The organism is Novosphingobium aureum, assembly GCF_015865035.1.
Taxonomy (GTDB): Bacteria; Pseudomonadota; Alphaproteobacteria; order Sphingomonadales; family Sphingomonadaceae; genus Novosphingobium; species Novosphingobium aureum.
In genome coordinates, this window is sequence record NZ_JADZGI010000001.1 from 1553384 (window position 1) to 1570093 (window position 16710).

Consider the following 16710-nt stretch of genomic DNA (forward strand, 5'->3'; position numbering starts at 1 on the left):
AGTCATTGATCTGAGATCGCAAACGGTACGCGCGAAACCTTGATTAAATATGGATGGATTGGCGTCGAAACGGACAAAGTTAGCAAGTTTCGCAAATGAGGGGGCATCGGCGGGAGCAATTCGGGCATCGTCAGAGCCTTTCGCGCGGCGCTCGCCGACGGTAGGGAGCCTTGCGTGAGCGAACTTCCCATCCATGCCGTCCTGCCGGACCTCCTGCAGGCTCTACGCAGCGCCAGTGGCGCAGTGCTGATCGCGCCGCCCGGGGCGGGCAAGACGACCGCCGTCGCGCCGGCATTACTGGATGAACCCTGGTGCGAGGGCACCGTCATCCTGCTCTCGCCGCGCCGCGTCGCTGCACGGGCCGCTGCCGAGCGCATGGCCGCGTCGCTTGGCGAGAAACCGGGCGAGACGATCGGCTACCTCACCCGCCTCGACAGCAAGAAGAGTGCGCGCACGCGGGTTCTTGTCATGACCGAGGCAATCTTCGTCGCGACGATCCTCGGCGATTCCGAGCTGTCAGGTGTCTCGGCGGTGCTGTTCGACGAGGCGCACGAACGCCATCTCGATTCCGATCTCGGTCTCGCACTGGCGCTCGAGACGCGCGCGGTGCTGCGTGAGGACCTGCGGGTACTGGTCATGTCGGCGACCATCGACGGGACCCGCTTCGCCGGATTGCTCGGTGACGATGCCCCGGTGATCGAGAGCGAAGGCAAGGCATGGCCGCTCGCGCTGCGCTGGCTTGGAGCCGCGCCCGAGAAGCGGATCGAGGAGGCCATGGCCTCGGCGGTGCTCACCGCCTGGCGCGAGCAGGAGGGGGACATCCTCGCCTTCCTGCCGGGTGTGCGTGAGATCGAGCGTACGGCACAGAAGCTCGAGGCAGCGCTGCCGGGCACGCCGGTGCTGCCGCTTCACGGTCAGTGCGACCCGAGCGCGCAGCGCATGGCGATCCGGCGCGACGGTGAGGGACGTCGCCGCATCGTCCTTGCCACGGCCATTGCCGAGACCTCGCTGACGCTCGACGGTGTCTGCGTGGTCGTCGACTGCGGCCTGTCGCGAAGGGCCGAGTTCGACAAGGCCGCAGGGGTCACCCGCCTGGTAACTCACCGCGCAAGCCAGGCCTCGGCCGACCAGCGCGCGGGCCGTGCGGCTCGCCAGCAGGCCGGTACGGCCTACCGGCTGTGGGAAAAGGCTGGCCACGCCGGTCGTCCGGCCTTCGACCCGCCCGAGATGCTGACCAGCGACCTTGCCCAGCTGACCCTGTCTCTGGCGCGCTGGGGAAGCGGCGATGTCGAGGCGATGGCGTGGATCGATCCGCCGCCTGTACCCGCACTCGCCGCTGCACGCGCGATGCTGGAAGAGCTCGGCGCGCTCGATGCCGAGGGGCGCATCACGTCCTTCGGCGACAAGGTAGCGCAGCTGCCGATGGACCCGGCGCAGGCGACGATGATCCTGCGTGCCAGCGAACTCGGGGCAGGGAGCATGGCAGCGCGCCTCGCGTTGCTGCTGCAGGAGCGGGGCCTTGGCGGGCGCAGCGACGACCTTGCCCAGCGCCTCGCGCGCTGGAACACCGATCGCTCACCCCGGGCGGAGGCATCGCGCAAGCTTGCCGCAGGCTGGGCGCGCCGCGCAGCCGCGCTGGTCGAGGCGCAGGCTCGCGAGGAAGACCCGGTCCCGCCCGGTGTACTGCTCGCTCTGGGACGCCCGGATATGCTTGCGCGGCGCCGCGATGCATCGGGCGAACACTGGCTCTCTGCCGGCGGGCGCGGCTACGTGCTGGACCCGGCCTCGCCGCTCGCGACGCGCGAGTGGCTGGTGATCGGCGACGCGCAGGGGCAGGCGCGTGGCGCACGCATCCTTTCGGGCGCCTCGCTCGAACCTGCCGAGGTCGAGCAATGGCTGGCCGAGGGAGCCGAGCGTCGCTCGGTACTGCGTTGGAACGAGGATGAAGCGCGTGTCGAGGCGCGGCTCGAGAAGCGGCTGGGCGCGATCACGCTTGCCTCCGGGCCCGACCCCAGGCCCGATCCGGATGCGGTCGCGGCCTTCGTGCTCGAACAGGTGCGGCGCAAGGGGCTCGAGCTCGTGCCGCTGGGCAAGGGGGCTCATGCACTGCTGCGCCGTGCGCGCTATGCCGGGATCGCGGCGCTTGGCGACGAGGCGCTGCTCGCGGACCTCGAGAGCTGGCTGGGCCCGCTCGCTGTGCGCAGGCTCGATGCGATCGACAAGGGGGCGCTGCACGAAGCCTTGCGCAACCGTCTGACCTGGGAAGACCAGCAGTTGATCGAGCGCCTCGCGCCTGAACAGTTCCGCTCGCCCGCCGGGACCAGCCACGCGATCGACTACGAAGACGAGGGCGGCCCCTCGGTCGAGGTGCGCGTGCAGGCGCTGTTCGGTCTCGATACCCATCCCGGCTTCGGGCGGCCGCCACAGCCGCTGCTGCTCAAGCTGACCTCGCCCGCCGGGCGCCCGATCCAGACCACGCGCGACTTGCCCGGTTTCTGGCGCGGGTCCTGGCGCGACGTGCAGCGCGACATGAAGGGACGCTACCCGCGTCACCGCTGGCCCGACGAGCCCTGGAACGAGGATCCCAGCCTCAAGACCAAGAACGCGCTCGCGCGTTCGGGCAAGAGGTGAATTGCGGCTTGATTTCGGGGGCGATTCGGGGGCAAGGCGATGGGCCATGACCGCACGCATCTATCAGCGCCCGAAGAATGCCATGCAATCGGGCAAGGCCCTCATGGATCAGTGGATCCTCGAATTCGCTCCGGCAGAAGCCAAGCAGCCCGACCCACTGATGGGCTGGGCCGGTTCGGGTGACATGCAGCAGCAGGTCCAGCTGCACTTCGCCTCGCAGGACGAGGCGCAGGCCTATGCCGCGCGCTACGGCATCCCTGCCGTGGTTCACGCGACCCCGCCGCGCCGCCTCAAGATCCAGGCCTACGCCGACAACTTCCGCTGATCGGGGGCATCTCCGCCGCAAGGTGACGAGCGGGGTTGCATTCCAGTCAAAGCGCCGCCATATGGCGCGCCGGGAGTCGGATGGACGTTTGCGTTCGCCAATCTGGTCAGGTCCGGAAGGAAGCAGCCACAACGGATTGCGGCGGGTCATTCGGCTCCTTCATCGCGCCAAAGAGCAGCGATGAAGGGACGACAAGTTGTCGTCCGGCTAGGGCGCTCTCGCAAGCGCCCTCACGATCCATTCCGAAATCCTGTTTTCCTCGCCTGGCGGTCCGGCTCTTGTGCCCGAGCTACGAGAACGACTGTGGAGCAACGCGCTTCGCACCTGACATTCGCGCGCAGTGCGCCTAATCTCGGCGACGATGCACGATTCATCTGACACATCCGGCTCGAACCTCCCCTGGGACGAGGACCCGCGCGAAGACGAGGAGGCGCCTTCGGCTGCCGAGCTCGAGGCTGCGGGCCAGTCCTCCATGTTCGGAGGCGATGAAACGGCGGTCGATGCACCGGCCGCGCCCGCACCCGAGCCCGAAGCGACCTTGCCGCAAGCGGCGCCCGTCGCGGCAGTGCCAGCCAAGAAGCCTGCCGATAGCGCCGCCGACGGGCAGCCTTACCGGGTGCTCGCGCGCAAGTACCGTCCGCAGACCTTCGACGAGCTGATCGGGCAGGAAGCGATGGTGCAGACCCTCGCCAATGGGATCAAGCGCGACCGTCTTGCGCATGCCTTCCTGATGACCGGCGTGCGCGGGGTCGGCAAGACCTCGACCGCGCGCCTCATCGCCAAGGCGCTCAACTGCATCGGACCCGACGGGCAGGGCGGCCCCACGATCAGCCCTTGCGGGGTTTGCGAGCCTTGCGTGGCCATCGCCGAAGGGCGCCATATAGACGTCATCGAGATGGACGCGGCGAGCCACACCGGCGTCGACGACGTGCGCGAGATCATCGAGGCCGTGCGCTACGCCGCCGTTTCGGCGCGTTACAAGATCTACATCATCGACGAAGTCCACATGCTTTCGCGCAACGCGTTCAACGCCTTGCTCAAGACGCTCGAAGAGCCGCCGGCGCACGTGAAGTTCCTCTTCGCGACGACCGAAGTGGACAAGCTGCCGGTCACCGTGCTCTCGCGCTGCCAGCGTTTCGACTTGCGACGTATCCCGGCGCCAATGCTGGCCGATCACTTCGCAATGGTATGCTCGAAGGAGGCGGTCGAGGCCGAGCCCGAGGCGCTCGCTATGGTCGCCGCCGCTGCCGAGGGTTCGGTGCGCGACGGGCTCTCGATCCTCGATCAGGCCATCGCCCATGCCGATCTCGATGGCGAGGGCATGGTGCGGGCCGACAAGGTTCGCGACATGCTCGGCCTCTCGGACAAGAGCGTACAGCGTCAGCTCATCGCCGCCTTGCTCGAAGGGCAGGGCGCAGGCGTGCTGGAGATCGTGGCGCGCCAGTTCTCGCTCGGCGTCGAGCCGATCGCGATCATGCGCGGGCTGATGGAACTGGTCCACCGTATCGCGCTGACGCAGGTCGGCGGGGATACGCTCGTGGTCCATTCCGCCGAGGAACGCGAAGCGCTCGAAGGCTGGGCCAAGGGGCTGGGCGCAGGGCAGGTCCACCGCATGTGGCAGCTCCTGCTCAAGGGGCACGACGAAGTGCGCACCGCCCCCGACCCGCTGGTGGCGGCACAGATGGCGCTCTTGCGCATCATGCATGCCGCCGACATGCCCGATCCCGGCGCTCTGGTGCGCAAGATCGAGGAGATCGCGAACCGCGCGCCCGCGCCGCTCGTCGATGGCGCTGGCGATCCTGGCGGGGCGCCCGGTGCTTCGGCGCAGGCGACGGCAACGCCGCAGGCCTCTGCTGCGCAGCTCGCGGCACGCTGGGACGAGCTGGTCGACGACGTAGAGGCTGCAGGCGATCTTTCCGGCGCCAATACCATGCGCATGCAGGTGCGCGTCGTGGAGCTTGGGCAGGGTGTCCTGCGTTACAACCAGGCGCCGGGCTTTCGCGAGGACATCACGGCGCGGCTGCGCGATGGCCTTTCGCGTGCAACCGGCGAGCGCTGGCAGGTGGAGCGGGTAGAGGCCGAAGGCGCGCCGACGATCGTCGAGCGCGCCGAGGCAGATCGTACTGCTGCTACCGAGGCCGTGCGTGCCTCGCCGCTGGTTGAGGCAACCATGGCTGCCTTTCCCGGTGCCGAACTGATCGAGGATGAACGCCCGGCCGCCATCGGCGGGGGCGGCAACCGTAACTGGAGACGTTGAAATGAAATCGATGGAAGAGATGATCCAGGCCGCCCAGCAGGCCGCCGAAACCATCCAGAAGCAGATGACCGAGACCCAGGCCAAGCTCGACTCGATGGAAGTCGAGGGCCTCTCGGGTGGTGGTCTGGTGAAGATTCGCTGTTCGGCCAAGGGGCGTGTGGTTGGCGTGTCGATCGACGAGAGCCTGCTTCAGCCGGCCGAGAAGGGTATGCTCGAGGACCTCGTCGCGGCAGCCTACAACGATGCACGCGTCAAGGCAGACTCGGTTGCCAACGAGGAAATGGGCAAGGCGCAGCAGGGAATGGGCCTCCCGCCGGGCTTCAAGATGCCGTTCTGAGGTGTCGGTCGCGCAGGCAGCACCGTCCGCCCCGGGCGGTCGGGCTGCCGGCGTGACACCCCCGCGCGCAGCGCTTACGGGTATCCCCGCCGCGCGCCTTGAAGCATTTTCACAGGCCCCGAAGCATAGAATTCGTTGCGCGGCGAGAAAACGCTCCCATATCACCGGGACATTTCGGGAAGTCGCACCGGTCGCACCTTCCCCCGTTCTATAAGATGGAAATGCCCTTGAATCTTCTTCCGCTCCTTCCGCTCCGCGATATCGTCGTGTTTCCCGGCATGGTTGTCCCGCTCTTCGTGGGACGCGAGAAATCGGTAGCCGCGCTCGAGGCCGCGATGGCGGGGGAAAAGGACATTTTCCTGCTGGCGCAGCTCGATCCTGGCTGTGACGATCCTGACCGCGACGATCTTTACGACACCGGCGTCGTTGCCTCGGTGCTGCAGCTGCTCAAGCTGCCCGACGGTACCGTCCGCGTTCTGGTCGAAGGCCAGGAACGTGCCAAGCTCGAGCGACTGCGGGCCGAGCAGGGCGAAGAGGGGGAGATGCTCGTCGCTGAAGTGGCGATGCTAGAAGAGGTCGAGGCCGAGGGGACCGAAGTCTCGGCGATGATGCGTTCGGTAATCGACCAGTTCGCCGAATATGCCAAACTTAACAAGAAACTGAGCCAGGACGCGGGCGACCAGCTCGACGATATTGAGGAACCGGCCAAGCTCGCCGACACCGTCGCCGCGCAGCTTTCTGCAAAGGTTTCCGACAAGCAGGCGGTGCTCTCCGAGAACGACCCGCTCAAGCGCCTCGAGATGGTCTATTCCTTCATGGAAGGCGAACTCGGCGTCCTGCAGGTCGAGCGCAAGATCCGCGGGCGCGTCAAGCGCCAGATGGAGAAGACCCAGCGCGAATACTACCTGAACGAGCAGCTCAAGGCGATCCAGTCCGAGCTCGGTGGCGGCGAAGGCGATGAGGCCAACGAGCTGCAGGAGCTTCAGGAGAAGATCGAGAAGACCAAGCTCTCGAAGGAAGCTCGCGAGAAGGCGAACGCCGAACTCAAGAAGCTCAAGTCGATGCAGCCGATGAGCGCCGAGGCGACTGTCGTGCGCAATTATCTCGACGTGCTGCTGGGGCTTCCCTGGGGCAAGAAGAGCAAGCTCAAGCGTGACATCTCGACCGCGCAGGACGTGCTCGATTCCGACCACTACGCGCTCGACAAGGTCAAGGACCGCATCATCGAGTATCTCGCGGTCCAGGCGCGCACCAACAAGCTCAAGGGGCCGATCCTGTGCCTCGTCGGCCCTCCGGGCGTTGGCAAGACCTCGCTTGGCAAGTCGATCGCCAAGGCGACTGGGCGCGAATTCATCCGCCAGTCGCTGGGCGGCGTGCGCGACGAGGCCGAGATTCGCGGTCACCGCCGCACCTACATCGGTTCGCTGCCGGGCAAGATCGTCTCGAACCTGCGCAAGGCGGGCAAGTCGAACCCGCTGTTCCTGCTCGACGAGATCGACAAGCTTGGACAGGACTTCCGGGGTGATCCGGCCTCGGCACTGCTCGAGGTGCTCGACCCCGAACAGAACGCCAAGTTCCAAGATCACTACCTCGAACTCGACATCGATCTGTCGGATGTCATGTTCGTGTGCACCGCGAACAGCCTCAACCTGCCGCAGGCGCTGCTCGACCGCATGGAGATCATCCGCCTCGAGGGTTACACCGAGGACGAGAAGGTCGAGATCGCCGAGCGCCACCTGATCGCCAAGCAGGTCGAGGCGCATGGGCTCAAGGACGGTGAGTTTACGCTCACCCAGGAAGGCCTGCGCGACCTGATCCGCTACTATACCCGCGAGGCCGGCGTGCGTACGCTCGAGCGCGAGATCGCAAGGCTGGAACGGAAGTCGCTGCGCCAGATCCTCGAGGGCAAGGCGCAGACCGTCACGATCACTCCGGACAACCTCGCCGAGTATGCCGGGGTGCGCAAGTTCCGCCATGGTATCTCGGAAGAGGAACACCAGGTCGGTGCGGTCACCGGGCTTGCCTGGACCGAGGTCGGCGGCGAACTGCTCACCATCGAAAGCGTGACGGTGCCGGGCAAGGGCCAGATCAAGGCGACCGGCAAGCTGGGCGAGGTGATGAACGAATCGATCCAGACCGCCTGGAGCTTCGTGAAGGCACGCTCGCCGGCCTATGGCATCAAGCCGAGCGTATTCCACAAGCGCGACATCCACATTCACCTTCCCGAAGGCGCCGTGCCCAAGGACGGTCCCTCGGCCGGTATTGGCATGGTCACCTCGATCGTCTCGACGCTCTCGGGCGTGCCGGTACGCAAGGACGTCGCGATGACCGGCGAAGTCACGCTGCGTGGCCGTGTGCTGCCGATCGGCGGGCTCAAGGAAAAGCTGCTGGCCGCTCTTCGCGGGGGCATCACCACGGTGCTGATCCCCGAAGAGAACCGCAAGGACCTCGCCGAGATTCCCGATAACGTGAAGCAGGGGCTCGAGATCATCCCAGTCAGCCACGTCGATGAAGTGCTCTCGCGCGCGCTTACCGACAAGCTTACCGAGATCGAGTGGACCGAGGCTGACGAACTGGCTGCGGCACCGCCGCACAGCCCCTCGAGCAGCGCGACGGCACACTAAGCCTCGGCACATCGCTGATTACAGGGAAGGCGGCACTTAACGGTGCCGCCTTCTCTCGTTTGAAGGTGTCGCTCAGGCCCTGCCCGGTTCGAGGCCGGGCAAAGGCGGCTGCGGCTGGCCAGCCGAGGCGTGCCGGAACTTCTGAAGCTTGCCGTAAGACAGCGAGCGCCAGGCCCATTCGAGCGGACCGCAAGCGAAATAGCGCAGCCACACGTTGGCGAAGATCAGCATTCCCGCATTGATCGCGGTTGCAAGCAGTGCGAGCTGGGCCCAAGCCATTGTGTCCCACAGACCGAGCCCCCAGGGCGCGAAGACGAACCACAAGGTCAGCACGCTGGTGCCGATGTAGATAGTGAAGGCCATGCGTCCCGCCGCCTTGAACGGAGCAAGCAGCGCTTTCGTCGCAGGCAACTTCACCATGGCGTTGAACAGGCCGACATGACCCAGTGTCACAAGCAGCCGGGCAGGCTCGCGCGGGATATAGGACAGTTTGGGGTCCATGGTGAAGCTGTAGGCCTCGCTCAGTTCCCAGATGCGAAGGCCACAGCCGGTGGCGTAGCAGGCCAGGGCGAGCCCGAGGTAGAAGCGCAGCGATCGCGCGCCCTGGATCACGCCCAGCTTCCACAAGGCCATCCCCAGCAGCATCGTGCAGGCAGCCTCACTCACGTTGATGACCGTGTCGAAGAAGCTGCCGAAGATCTTGCTCCACGTCGCCCAGTTGAAGGCCAGCAATGCGGCAGGTGAGCCTTGTGCCGCTTCGGCGGCGGCCTTCTTGATCTTGACCTGCTTGCCTTCGATCGGGTTGTCGAGATCGAGCATTCGCACGCGCGCCTGCCAGGCATCGAGCTTTTTCTGGTCTTCCTTGTCCAGCGATTTGCCACTGGCAGCCTTTGTCTCGAGTTCCTGCGCGGTTGCGATCATCTCGCCACGGGCCTGATAGCCCACCGCACCACCGCCTCCCGGCCAGCCAATCATCGTCGCTGCGGCATAGAGCAGGCCACATGCGATCAGGACCCCTGGAGAAAGCTTGCGAAACGTGAACACGAAGAGCGCGGCAAGGCCATAAATGAGCAGGATATCGCCGACCCAGCCGATCACGAAAATGTCGATCAGGCCGAAAACGAAGAGCCACAGGTTACGCCGCAGATAGAGGTCCGCGATTGCGACCGGGCCGTCTGGTTGCATGGCCTTGGCGGTAAGCACCATCACGCCGGCCCCGAAAAGCAATTCGAACATGCCGCGCTGGGTGCCGTTCCAGAACACGCGGATGAAGGAATAGACCGCAGCGTCGGCGTCGCTCCAACCCATGCGGCGCGGATCGGACATCCATTCGCCGAAGTTCGAGCCCATGTAGGGAATGTTCATGTAGAGGATGCCGAGGATGGCAATCCCGCGCATGATGTCGAGAACCTCGATCCGGGACTTGCCGGTAACCGGATTTAGTCGAACGTCCTGTGCTGTCATTGCGCCCCTCCATTGCCCAGGCGCTAGGATACGCTAATCAAGGTTTGAATAAAGGGTGCGTAATGATATAAATATATATCTGTAATATATGGTTTTATTGATTTATTTTGTAAATATACTTGATACCTAATTCGGGTGATCCTTGCGTGGTTTTGCCTAAGAGGTGGCGGGGGACGGGGCGCAGTTTGCCGTGCGCTCAGCGAGACGGTGGCTCAGCTGGCAGCGGGCATACGCAAGGCCATATCCATGCGGTTAAGCTGGCGAGAAATGTAATATTCTTATCTGTTTGTCGGTAAAATGCGCAAGCATTGCACATGGCGGCTTGCCTCCTTGGCGATCACCCTGTATCGGCCCGCCTTCGCGCAGGCGGATGTCCGCTTGCGCGTTTTGCTAAGAAGGATCTTGAAATGGGTTACCGGGTAGCCGTCGTCGGTGCGACCGGAAATGTCGGCCGCGAAATGCTTGCCATCCTCGCCGAGCGTGAGTTCCCCTGCGACGAGATCGCGGCGGTGGCTTCGTCGCGTTCGACCGGGACGGAAATTGAGTACGGCGAGACCGGCAAGAAACTCAAAGTAAAGAACATCGAGCACTTCGACTTCACCGGCTGGGACATCGCCCTGTTCGCCGCCGGGTCGGAGCCGACCAAGATCTATGCCCCCAAGGCCGCCGCGCAGGGCTGCGTGGTGATCGACAATTCGTCGCTCTACCGCATGGACCCGGACGTGCCGCTGATCGTGCCCGAGGTGAACCCCGAGGCGATCGACGGTTATACTGCGAAGAACATCATCGCCAATCCGAACTGCTCGACCGCGCAGATGGTCGTGGCATTGAAGCCGCTGCACGATGCCTTCGGCATCAAGCGCGTCGTCGTTTCGACCTACCAGTCGGTTTCCGGCTCGGGCAAGGCGGGCATGGACGAACTGTTCGAGCAGAGCCGCGCGATCTTCGTGGGCGACCCGGTCGAGCCGCGCAAGTTCACCAAGCAGATTGCCTTCAACGTGATCCCGCACATCGACGTCTTCCTCGACGACGGTTCCACCAAGGAAGAGTGGAAGATGGTGGTCGAGACCAAGAAGATCATGGATCCCAAAGTCAAGGTCCAGGCGACCTGCGTGCGCGTCCCGGTCTTCGTGGGGCACTCGGAATCGCTCAACATCGAGTTCGAGAAGGAAGTCTCGGCCGAGCAGGCACAGGACATCCTGCGCGAAGCGCCGGGCGTGATGCTCGTCGACAAGCGCGAGGACGCTGGTTACGTCACGCCGATCGAATGCGTCGGCGATGGCGCGACTTACGTGAGCCGCGTTCGCGAGGACCCGACGGTGGAGAACGGCCTCGCGCTGTGGTGCGTATCGGACAACCTGCGCAAGGGCGCCGCGCTCAACGCCGTGCAGATCGCCGAACTGCTGGGTCGCCGTCACCTCAAGAAGGGGTGATCGTTTTCCGGCTTTGCAATCGCCGGGATTGATAGGAAAAGGCCTCCGGACAGATTCCGGGGGCCTTTTTCATGCGTTTTGATCGTTTTGTCATGCGAGCCAACTTGATCGGTCTTGGCGTACTGCTCGCAATTTGTCTGTTGATGGCAGGGTTCGCTGCCATGGAGGCTTGGAAGTTTCACAGTAGTGCGAATGATTATCCTGGTCCCGGCCTCGAACGATCGGCAGGAGGTCCGACCGGCCAGATATTCGGCGCACCGCAAGGCAAGATCACGGTGTACGCTTCAAGTGGTGATGATCCTGACTCGGTTCACGATGTGCGACTGATAGACATGCAGTCCGGAGCGCAAGCCAGCCTCGCTGCCGATCCTCGCGCAAATGTCTATGGGACGATGAATGTCGGGTCGCTGGGCTATATCGGGCTCGTGGAAACCGGACAGCGCGACCAACGACCTGTCTTCGATTTCGTCCTCGTTCGTTTCTCCGACATGTCCCGCCACAAGCTGGCCTCTGGTCTCGATGCGCTGGATGCGGTGACATTGCTCGATGATTCGAGCTTTTCTGCGATCCTGTGGGACACGCGAAAAGATGCGCGGTTCGTGGTCATGAATGTTGACGGACCCAAGATCGTCGTAAGTCGGAAGCTCGAGTTCGGCGAAGAGGAGAAAGAGGAGAAAGAGATTACCGAGCAGGTCGAAATCGGCGCGCGCGATGTCCTGGCCTCCAGGAATAAGTTCGATTGAATGACTGCCTTTGACTTGTGGCAATGCCCATATCGGATGAACCTGCAAGTGTTCCCAAGAAGGAGGCACGTCCATGTCGAAAAGCAACTTCCACGACTGGCCGCAGATGGCCAAGGACCTCAACCCCGCGATCGGCGAACTGAAGCGCTCGACGCCGGGGCCGATGCAGGCGTTCTCGGAGATGGGCAAGGCGGCGCTCGCGCCGGGGGCGCTCGACACGAAGACCAAGGAACTGATCGCGCTGGGTATCGGTGTCGCGGTGCGCTGCGGGCCTTGCATCACCTACCATGCCTCGGGTGCACAACGCGCCGGCGCCACGCGCGAGGAGATCGCCGAGGCCATGGGGCTGGCGGTCTACATGGGCGCTGGACCCTCGGCGATGTATGCGGCGCAGGCGCTCGAGGCCTTCGATCAGTGGCAGGAGAAGGCTTCGGGATGATCCCGGCTGCCTGCATCCGGCAGGCTTGAAACACCGCTCGCTTGTCGCCAAGGACGGGGTGTGAAGTCCCGAGGCTGGAGATGTGCGAGTGAATGAGGTCGAAACGCGGTTCGTCGAGGGACTGGGCGGAGCAAGGCTGGCCGTCCATTGCATGGGCGAGGAAAGCGCAAGGCCGCTGGTTCTCGTCCATGGGCTGTTCTCGAGCGCGGAGGTCAACTGGATCAAGTTCGGCAATGCCGCGCTGCTCGCGGCCTCGGGCTACCGCCTCTACATGCCCGACCTTCGCGCGCACGGTAAGAGCGCCGCACCGCATGACCCGGGTGCCTATCCCGAGGACGTGCTGGTCGAGGACCTTCAGGCCACGATCTCGCAGCTTAGCCTCGACGACTACGATCTTGGCGGCTTCTCGCTCGGTGCGCGTACGGTGGTGCGCGGTGTTCTGGCAGGGCTTGCTCCGCGCAGGCTTGTACTGGGGGGCATGGGGCTCTCGGGCCTGTCCGGATGGGCGCGCCGCTCGGCCCACTTCATCGACGCGATCGACCGTTTCGGGACGATCGAGCGCGGCGATCCGGCGTTCACAGCGCAAGCCTTCATGAAGTCGATGCAGATCGACCGCGTGGCCGCGCGCCTCCTGCTCACTTCCGTCGACGACACGCCCGCCGAGGCCATTGCAAGCATTACCATGCCCACGCTGTGCGTATGCGGGGCGCAGGACCAGGACAACGGCTCGGCGCAGGAACTCGCCGCGGCGCTGCCCGAGGGGCACTACGTCGAGACACCTGGCAATCACATGTCGTCGGTAACCTTCAAGGACATGGGCCGGGCCATTGCAGAATTCCTAGACGCCTAGACGCGAGCGATAATCAGGGGAGGGCGGGGCGTGCCTTGTTGATCTGTTCGCGATGCGCGCTAATCCTGCGCCATCAGGAAAGATAATGAGGGCATCCCTAATGAATCGTGCTTCCACTGCATTGCTGGCGCTTGCCGCCAGCCTCAGCTTCGGCGCCGCCGTGCCTGCCTTCGCGCAGGACGACCAGGAGCAGTACCCGCATACCGCGCAAGGTGCCGCGCAGTTCATCGCCGACGTGGAACAGGACCTTGCCGTCTCTTCGGTTGAAAACGCACGGGTCAACTGGGTAAACTACACCTATATCACCGCCGATACCGATGCGGTGGCTGCAGCGTCGAACGGGGCGATGACCGAGAAGCAGGTGGCCTACGCGGTCGAGGCGGCGAAATTCGCCGATGTGGCCGGACTCGATCCCGATGTTGCGCGCAAGCTGGGCATGCTGCGCCAGGGCATCGTCATTCCTGCGCCGACCACCGAGGGGGCAGCTGCAAAGCTGAGTGAGATCACCACGCGCCTGTCGTCGACCTACGGCAAGGGCCGCGGCACGCTCGATGGCAAGGAGATCAACGGCTCGGACATCGAGGAGGAGATGGGCAACCTCGAGCACACCCCGGCCGAATTCGCCGAGATGTGGACCAGCTGGCACGATAACGTCGGCGCGCCGATGAAGGGTGATTACGTCGAGATGGTCTCGATGGCCAACGCCGGTGCGAAGGAACTGGGCTTCGACGACGTCGGCGCCATGTGGCGCTCGGGCTACGACATGAGCCCGCAGGAGTTTTCGGCCGAGACCGAACGGCTGTGGCAGGAAGTGAAGCCCCTTTACATCGCGCTTCACACGTACGTGCGTCGCAAGCTCAGCGAGAAGTACGGCAGCGATGTCCAGCCCGCGACCGGCCCGATCCGCGCCGATCTGCTCGGCAACATGTGGGCACAGGAATGGGGCAGCATCTACCCGCTCGTCGCGCCTGAAGGTGCAGGCGATCTGGGCTACGACATCGGCGATCTGCTCAAGGCCCAGGGCAAGACCCCGGTCGACATGGTCAAGGCAGGCGAGGGCTTCTACTCCTCGCTCGGCTTCGATCCGCTGCCCGATACCTTCTGGGTTCGCTCGATGATCACCAAGCCTGCCGACCGTGAGGTGATCTGTCACGCCTCGGCATGGGACGTCGACAACAAGGATGACCTGCGCATCAAGATGTGCACCAAGGTGAATTCGACCGATTTCATCACGATCCACCACGAACTGGGGCACAACTACTACCAGCGCGCCTACAACCAGCAGCCGCTGCTGTATCTTGGCGGCGCGAACGACGGCTTCCACGAAGCGATCGGCGACTTCATCGCGCTCTCGATCACCCCGCGCTACCTCGTGCAGATCGGCCTGCTCGACGAGAGCAAGGTGCCCAGCGCCGACAAGGATATCGGCCTTCTGCTGCGTCAGGCCATGGACAAGGTCGCGTTCCTGCCCTTCGGCCTGATGATCGACCGCTATCGCTGGGGCATCTTCGACGGTTCGATCAAGCCTGCGGACTACAACGAGGCCTGGACCAAGATGCGCCTCGACTATCAGGGCATCACCCCGCCGAGCGAGCGTCCCGCCGATGGCTTCGACGCTGGCGCCAAGTACCACGTTCCGGGCAACACGCCGTATACCCGCTACTTCCTCGCGCGCATCCTGCAGTTCCAGTTCTACCAGGCAGCCTGCAAGCAGGCGGGCTGGAAGGGGCCGCTGCACCGCTGCAGCTTCTACGGCGACAAGAAGGTCGGCGAGAACCTCGACAAGATGCTGAGCATGGGCATGTCCAAGCCATGGCCCGAGGCGCTTGAGGCCTTCACCGGTTCGCCGAAGATGAGTGCAAAGCCGATGCTTGCCTACTTTGCGCCGCTCAAGAAGTGGCTCGACGAGCAGAACAAGGGGCAGAAGTCGGGCTGGTAAGCCTTTGGGCTCGAGTCAAACAGAGAGGGGGAGCGAACCGGTCTGGTTCGCTCCCCCTTTTGCTTTGGCGGGCAGGCCGCGAAGGTGGCGTGCAATCAGCGGAAAGGCGGCTCGTCGAAGGCGCGCAGCTTGCGGCTGTGCAGACGGTCGCCCTCGGCACGCAGCAGGTCGCAGGCGACGAGGCCGATCTTGAGGTGCCCGGCGATGGCTTCCTCGTAGAAGCGGTTGGCCTGCCCAGGAAGCTTGAGCTCGCCATGGAGCGGCTTGTCAGAGACGCACAGCAGCGTTCCGTAGGGGACGCGGAAGCGGTAACCCTGCGCGCTGATGGTGGCGCTCTCCATCTCGATCGCGATCGCACGACTGAGGCTGAAGCGGCTGGCCGAGGCGGCGTAGCGAAGCTCCCAGTTGCGATCGTCGGTGGTGACCACGGTACCCGTGCGCATGCGCTTCTTGAGATTGGCGCCGCTGTCGCCGCTGACGATTTCGGCTGCGCCCGCCAGCGCCTGCTGGACCTCGGCGATGGCCGGGAGCGGGATTTCGGGCGGCAGCACCGGGTCGAGCACGTGATCATCGCGAAGGTAGGCGTGGGCGAGCACGAAGTCACCGATGCGCTGGGTCTCGCGCAGGCCGCCGCAGTGACCGATCATCAGCCATGCTTCGGGGCGCAGCACCGCGAGGTGGTCGGTGATCGTCTTGGCGTTCGAGGGGCCCACACCGATGTTGACGAGGGTGATGCCCGAGCGATCCTCGCGCACGAGGTGGTAGGCGGGCATCTGGTGGCGCCGCCATGCCGTGTCTGAGAGGCGTCCGCGTGCATTCTCGGTCGCCTCGTCGAGGTACAGCCCGCCCGCACCAGCGAGCGCGACATAGCCGTCCTTGCCGATCTGCTGACCTGCCCAGTCAACGAATTCATCGACATAGCGGTGATAGTTCGTGAAAAGGATGAACTTCTGGCAGTGGTCCGGGCTGGTGCCGGTGTAGTGGGCAAGGCGCGCGAGACTGAAGTCGGTGCGCAGCCCGTCGAACAGCGCGAGCGGCTTGGGGAGTTCTTCCGTGCCCCAGGCGATGCCGTCGGCGATCTCGTCGCCGATCATCGCGAGGTCGGTGCTGGGGAAGTGGAACGCCAGTTCCTGCGGGGTGGCATTGCCCACTGGCATCCCGTCGAGAACGTAGGGGAACGGGATCTCCTGGTCGGAGGGTTCGACCGCGATGTCGATCTCGTACTCGAAGTCGAGCAGGGCGAGCTGTTCGCGCAGGTAATCGGCGAAAAGGTGCGGGCGCGTGATCGTGGTCTCGTAGACGCCCGTATCGACGAGCCGACCGAAGGCGCGGCCATAGACCGCCTCGCGCTCGCGACCGGAATAAGTGACGGTGAGCTTGGGGTAAGTCCAGCAGCGCTCGGAGCGGCGTTCGGGCGGGGGAAGCGTGCCGTTCTCGACATAGGCGGCGATGTCGGCCTTGAGGCAGGTGACGGCGGCTTCGTAGACGCGGACCAGTTCCGCGTGGATGTGATCTATCTTTGTGTCCATCGCCTGTAGTTACGCAATCTGTGTTGCAGTGCAAGGGCATGGCCTGCAAATCGCGTGGCGTGCCGGATGGCTCCGGACCGGCGGCGCACGAGCCCCAAAGCAAGACGCCCCCGCTTCGCAAGGAAGCGGGGGCGCTTGT

General features: G+C 64.4%; 12 protein-coding genes and 1 other RNA gene. 11 read left to right on the forward strand and 2 right to left on the reverse strand.

Annotated elements, in window-relative coordinates; translation table 11 throughout:
• Positions 1-174: 174 nt before the first annotated feature.
• The 6 genes from hrpB to lon all read left to right on the forward strand — a co-directional run bounded on the left by hrpB (position 175) and on the right by lon (position 8174).
• A complete protein-coding gene (hrpB, locus tag I5E68_RS07390; protein ID WP_197162530.1) occupies positions 175-2631 on the forward strand; it encodes an ATP-dependent helicase HrpB in 2457 nt (818 codons plus the stop codon).
• 46 nt (positions 2632-2677) lie between these two features.
• A complete protein-coding gene (locus I5E68_RS07395; RefSeq protein WP_197162532.1) occupies positions 2678-2956 on the forward strand; it encodes an ETC complex I subunit in 279 nt (92 codons plus the stop codon).
• A gap of 69 nt (positions 2957-3025) precedes the next feature.
• Positions 3026-3120: signal recognition particle sRNA small type (gene ffs / locus I5E68_RS07400), an RNA gene on the forward strand.
• Positions 3121-3317: 197 nt separating this feature from the next.
• Positions 3318-5213 carry a DNA polymerase III subunit gamma/tau gene (locus I5E68_RS07405; RefSeq protein ID WP_197162533.1) on the forward strand — a complete coding sequence of 632 codons (1896 nt, stop codon included), beginning with the start codon at positions 3318-3320 and terminating at the stop codon, positions 5211-5213.
• Between the two features lies 1 nt (position 5214).
• Positions 5215-5550, forward strand: coding sequence for a YbaB/EbfC family nucleoid-associated protein (locus tag I5E68_RS07410; RefSeq protein ID WP_197162534.1), 336 nt, complete (start codon positions 5215-5217; stop codon positions 5548-5550).
• Between the two features lie 221 nt (positions 5551-5771).
• The gene (lon, locus tag I5E68_RS07415) at positions 5772-8174 is read left to right on the forward strand and encodes an endopeptidase La (protein WP_228726873.1); all 2403 of its coding nucleotides are present in this window, start codon (positions 5772-5774) and stop codon (positions 8172-8174) included.
• Between the two features lie 72 nt (positions 8175-8246).
• On the opposite strand, the gene I5E68_RS07420 is transcribed toward lon, so the two are convergent.
• Entirely contained in the window at positions 8247-9638 is a 1392-nt protein-coding gene (locus tag I5E68_RS07420; RefSeq protein WP_197162536.1) for a DUF418 domain-containing protein, read from the reverse strand.
• A gap of 407 nt (positions 9639-10045) precedes the next feature.
• On the opposite strand from I5E68_RS07420, the gene I5E68_RS07425 reads away from it, so the two are divergent.
• The 5 genes from I5E68_RS07425 (at position 10046) to I5E68_RS07445 (ending at position 15042) form a co-directional block, all read left to right on the forward strand.
• Positions 10046-11071 carry an aspartate-semialdehyde dehydrogenase gene (locus tag I5E68_RS07425; protein WP_197162537.1) on the forward strand — a complete coding sequence of 342 codons (1026 nt, stop codon included), beginning with the start codon at positions 10046-10048 and terminating at the stop codon, positions 11069-11071.
• Positions 11072-11142: 71 nt separating this feature from the next.
• Entirely contained in the window at positions 11143-11814 is a 672-nt protein-coding gene (locus I5E68_RS07430) for a hypothetical protein (protein WP_197162538.1), read from the forward strand.
• Positions 11815-11887: 73 nt separating this feature from the next.
• Positions 11888-12253 carry a carboxymuconolactone decarboxylase family protein gene (locus I5E68_RS07435; protein ID WP_228726874.1) on the forward strand — a complete coding sequence of 122 codons (366 nt, stop codon included), beginning with the start codon at positions 11888-11890 and terminating at the stop codon, positions 12251-12253.
• A gap of 151 nt (positions 12254-12404) precedes the next feature.
• Positions 12405-13103, forward strand: coding sequence for an alpha/beta fold hydrolase (locus I5E68_RS07440; protein ID WP_228727094.1), 699 nt, complete (start codon positions 12405-12407; stop codon positions 13101-13103).
• A gap of 100 nt (positions 13104-13203) precedes the next feature.
• The gene (locus I5E68_RS07445) at positions 13204-15042 is read left to right on the forward strand and encodes a M2 family metallopeptidase (RefSeq protein WP_197162542.1); all 1839 of its coding nucleotides are present in this window, start codon (positions 13204-13206) and stop codon (positions 15040-15042) included.
• Positions 15043-15137: 95 nt separating this feature from the next.
• Here the strand turns inward: I5E68_RS07445 and I5E68_RS07450 are convergent, their stop codons facing one another.
• The gene (locus I5E68_RS07450) at positions 15138-16571 is read right to left on the reverse strand and encodes an AMP nucleosidase (protein WP_197162544.1); all 1434 of its coding nucleotides are present in this window, start codon (positions 16569-16571) and stop codon (positions 15138-15140) included.
• Between the last annotated feature and the right edge of the window lie 139 nt (positions 16572-16710).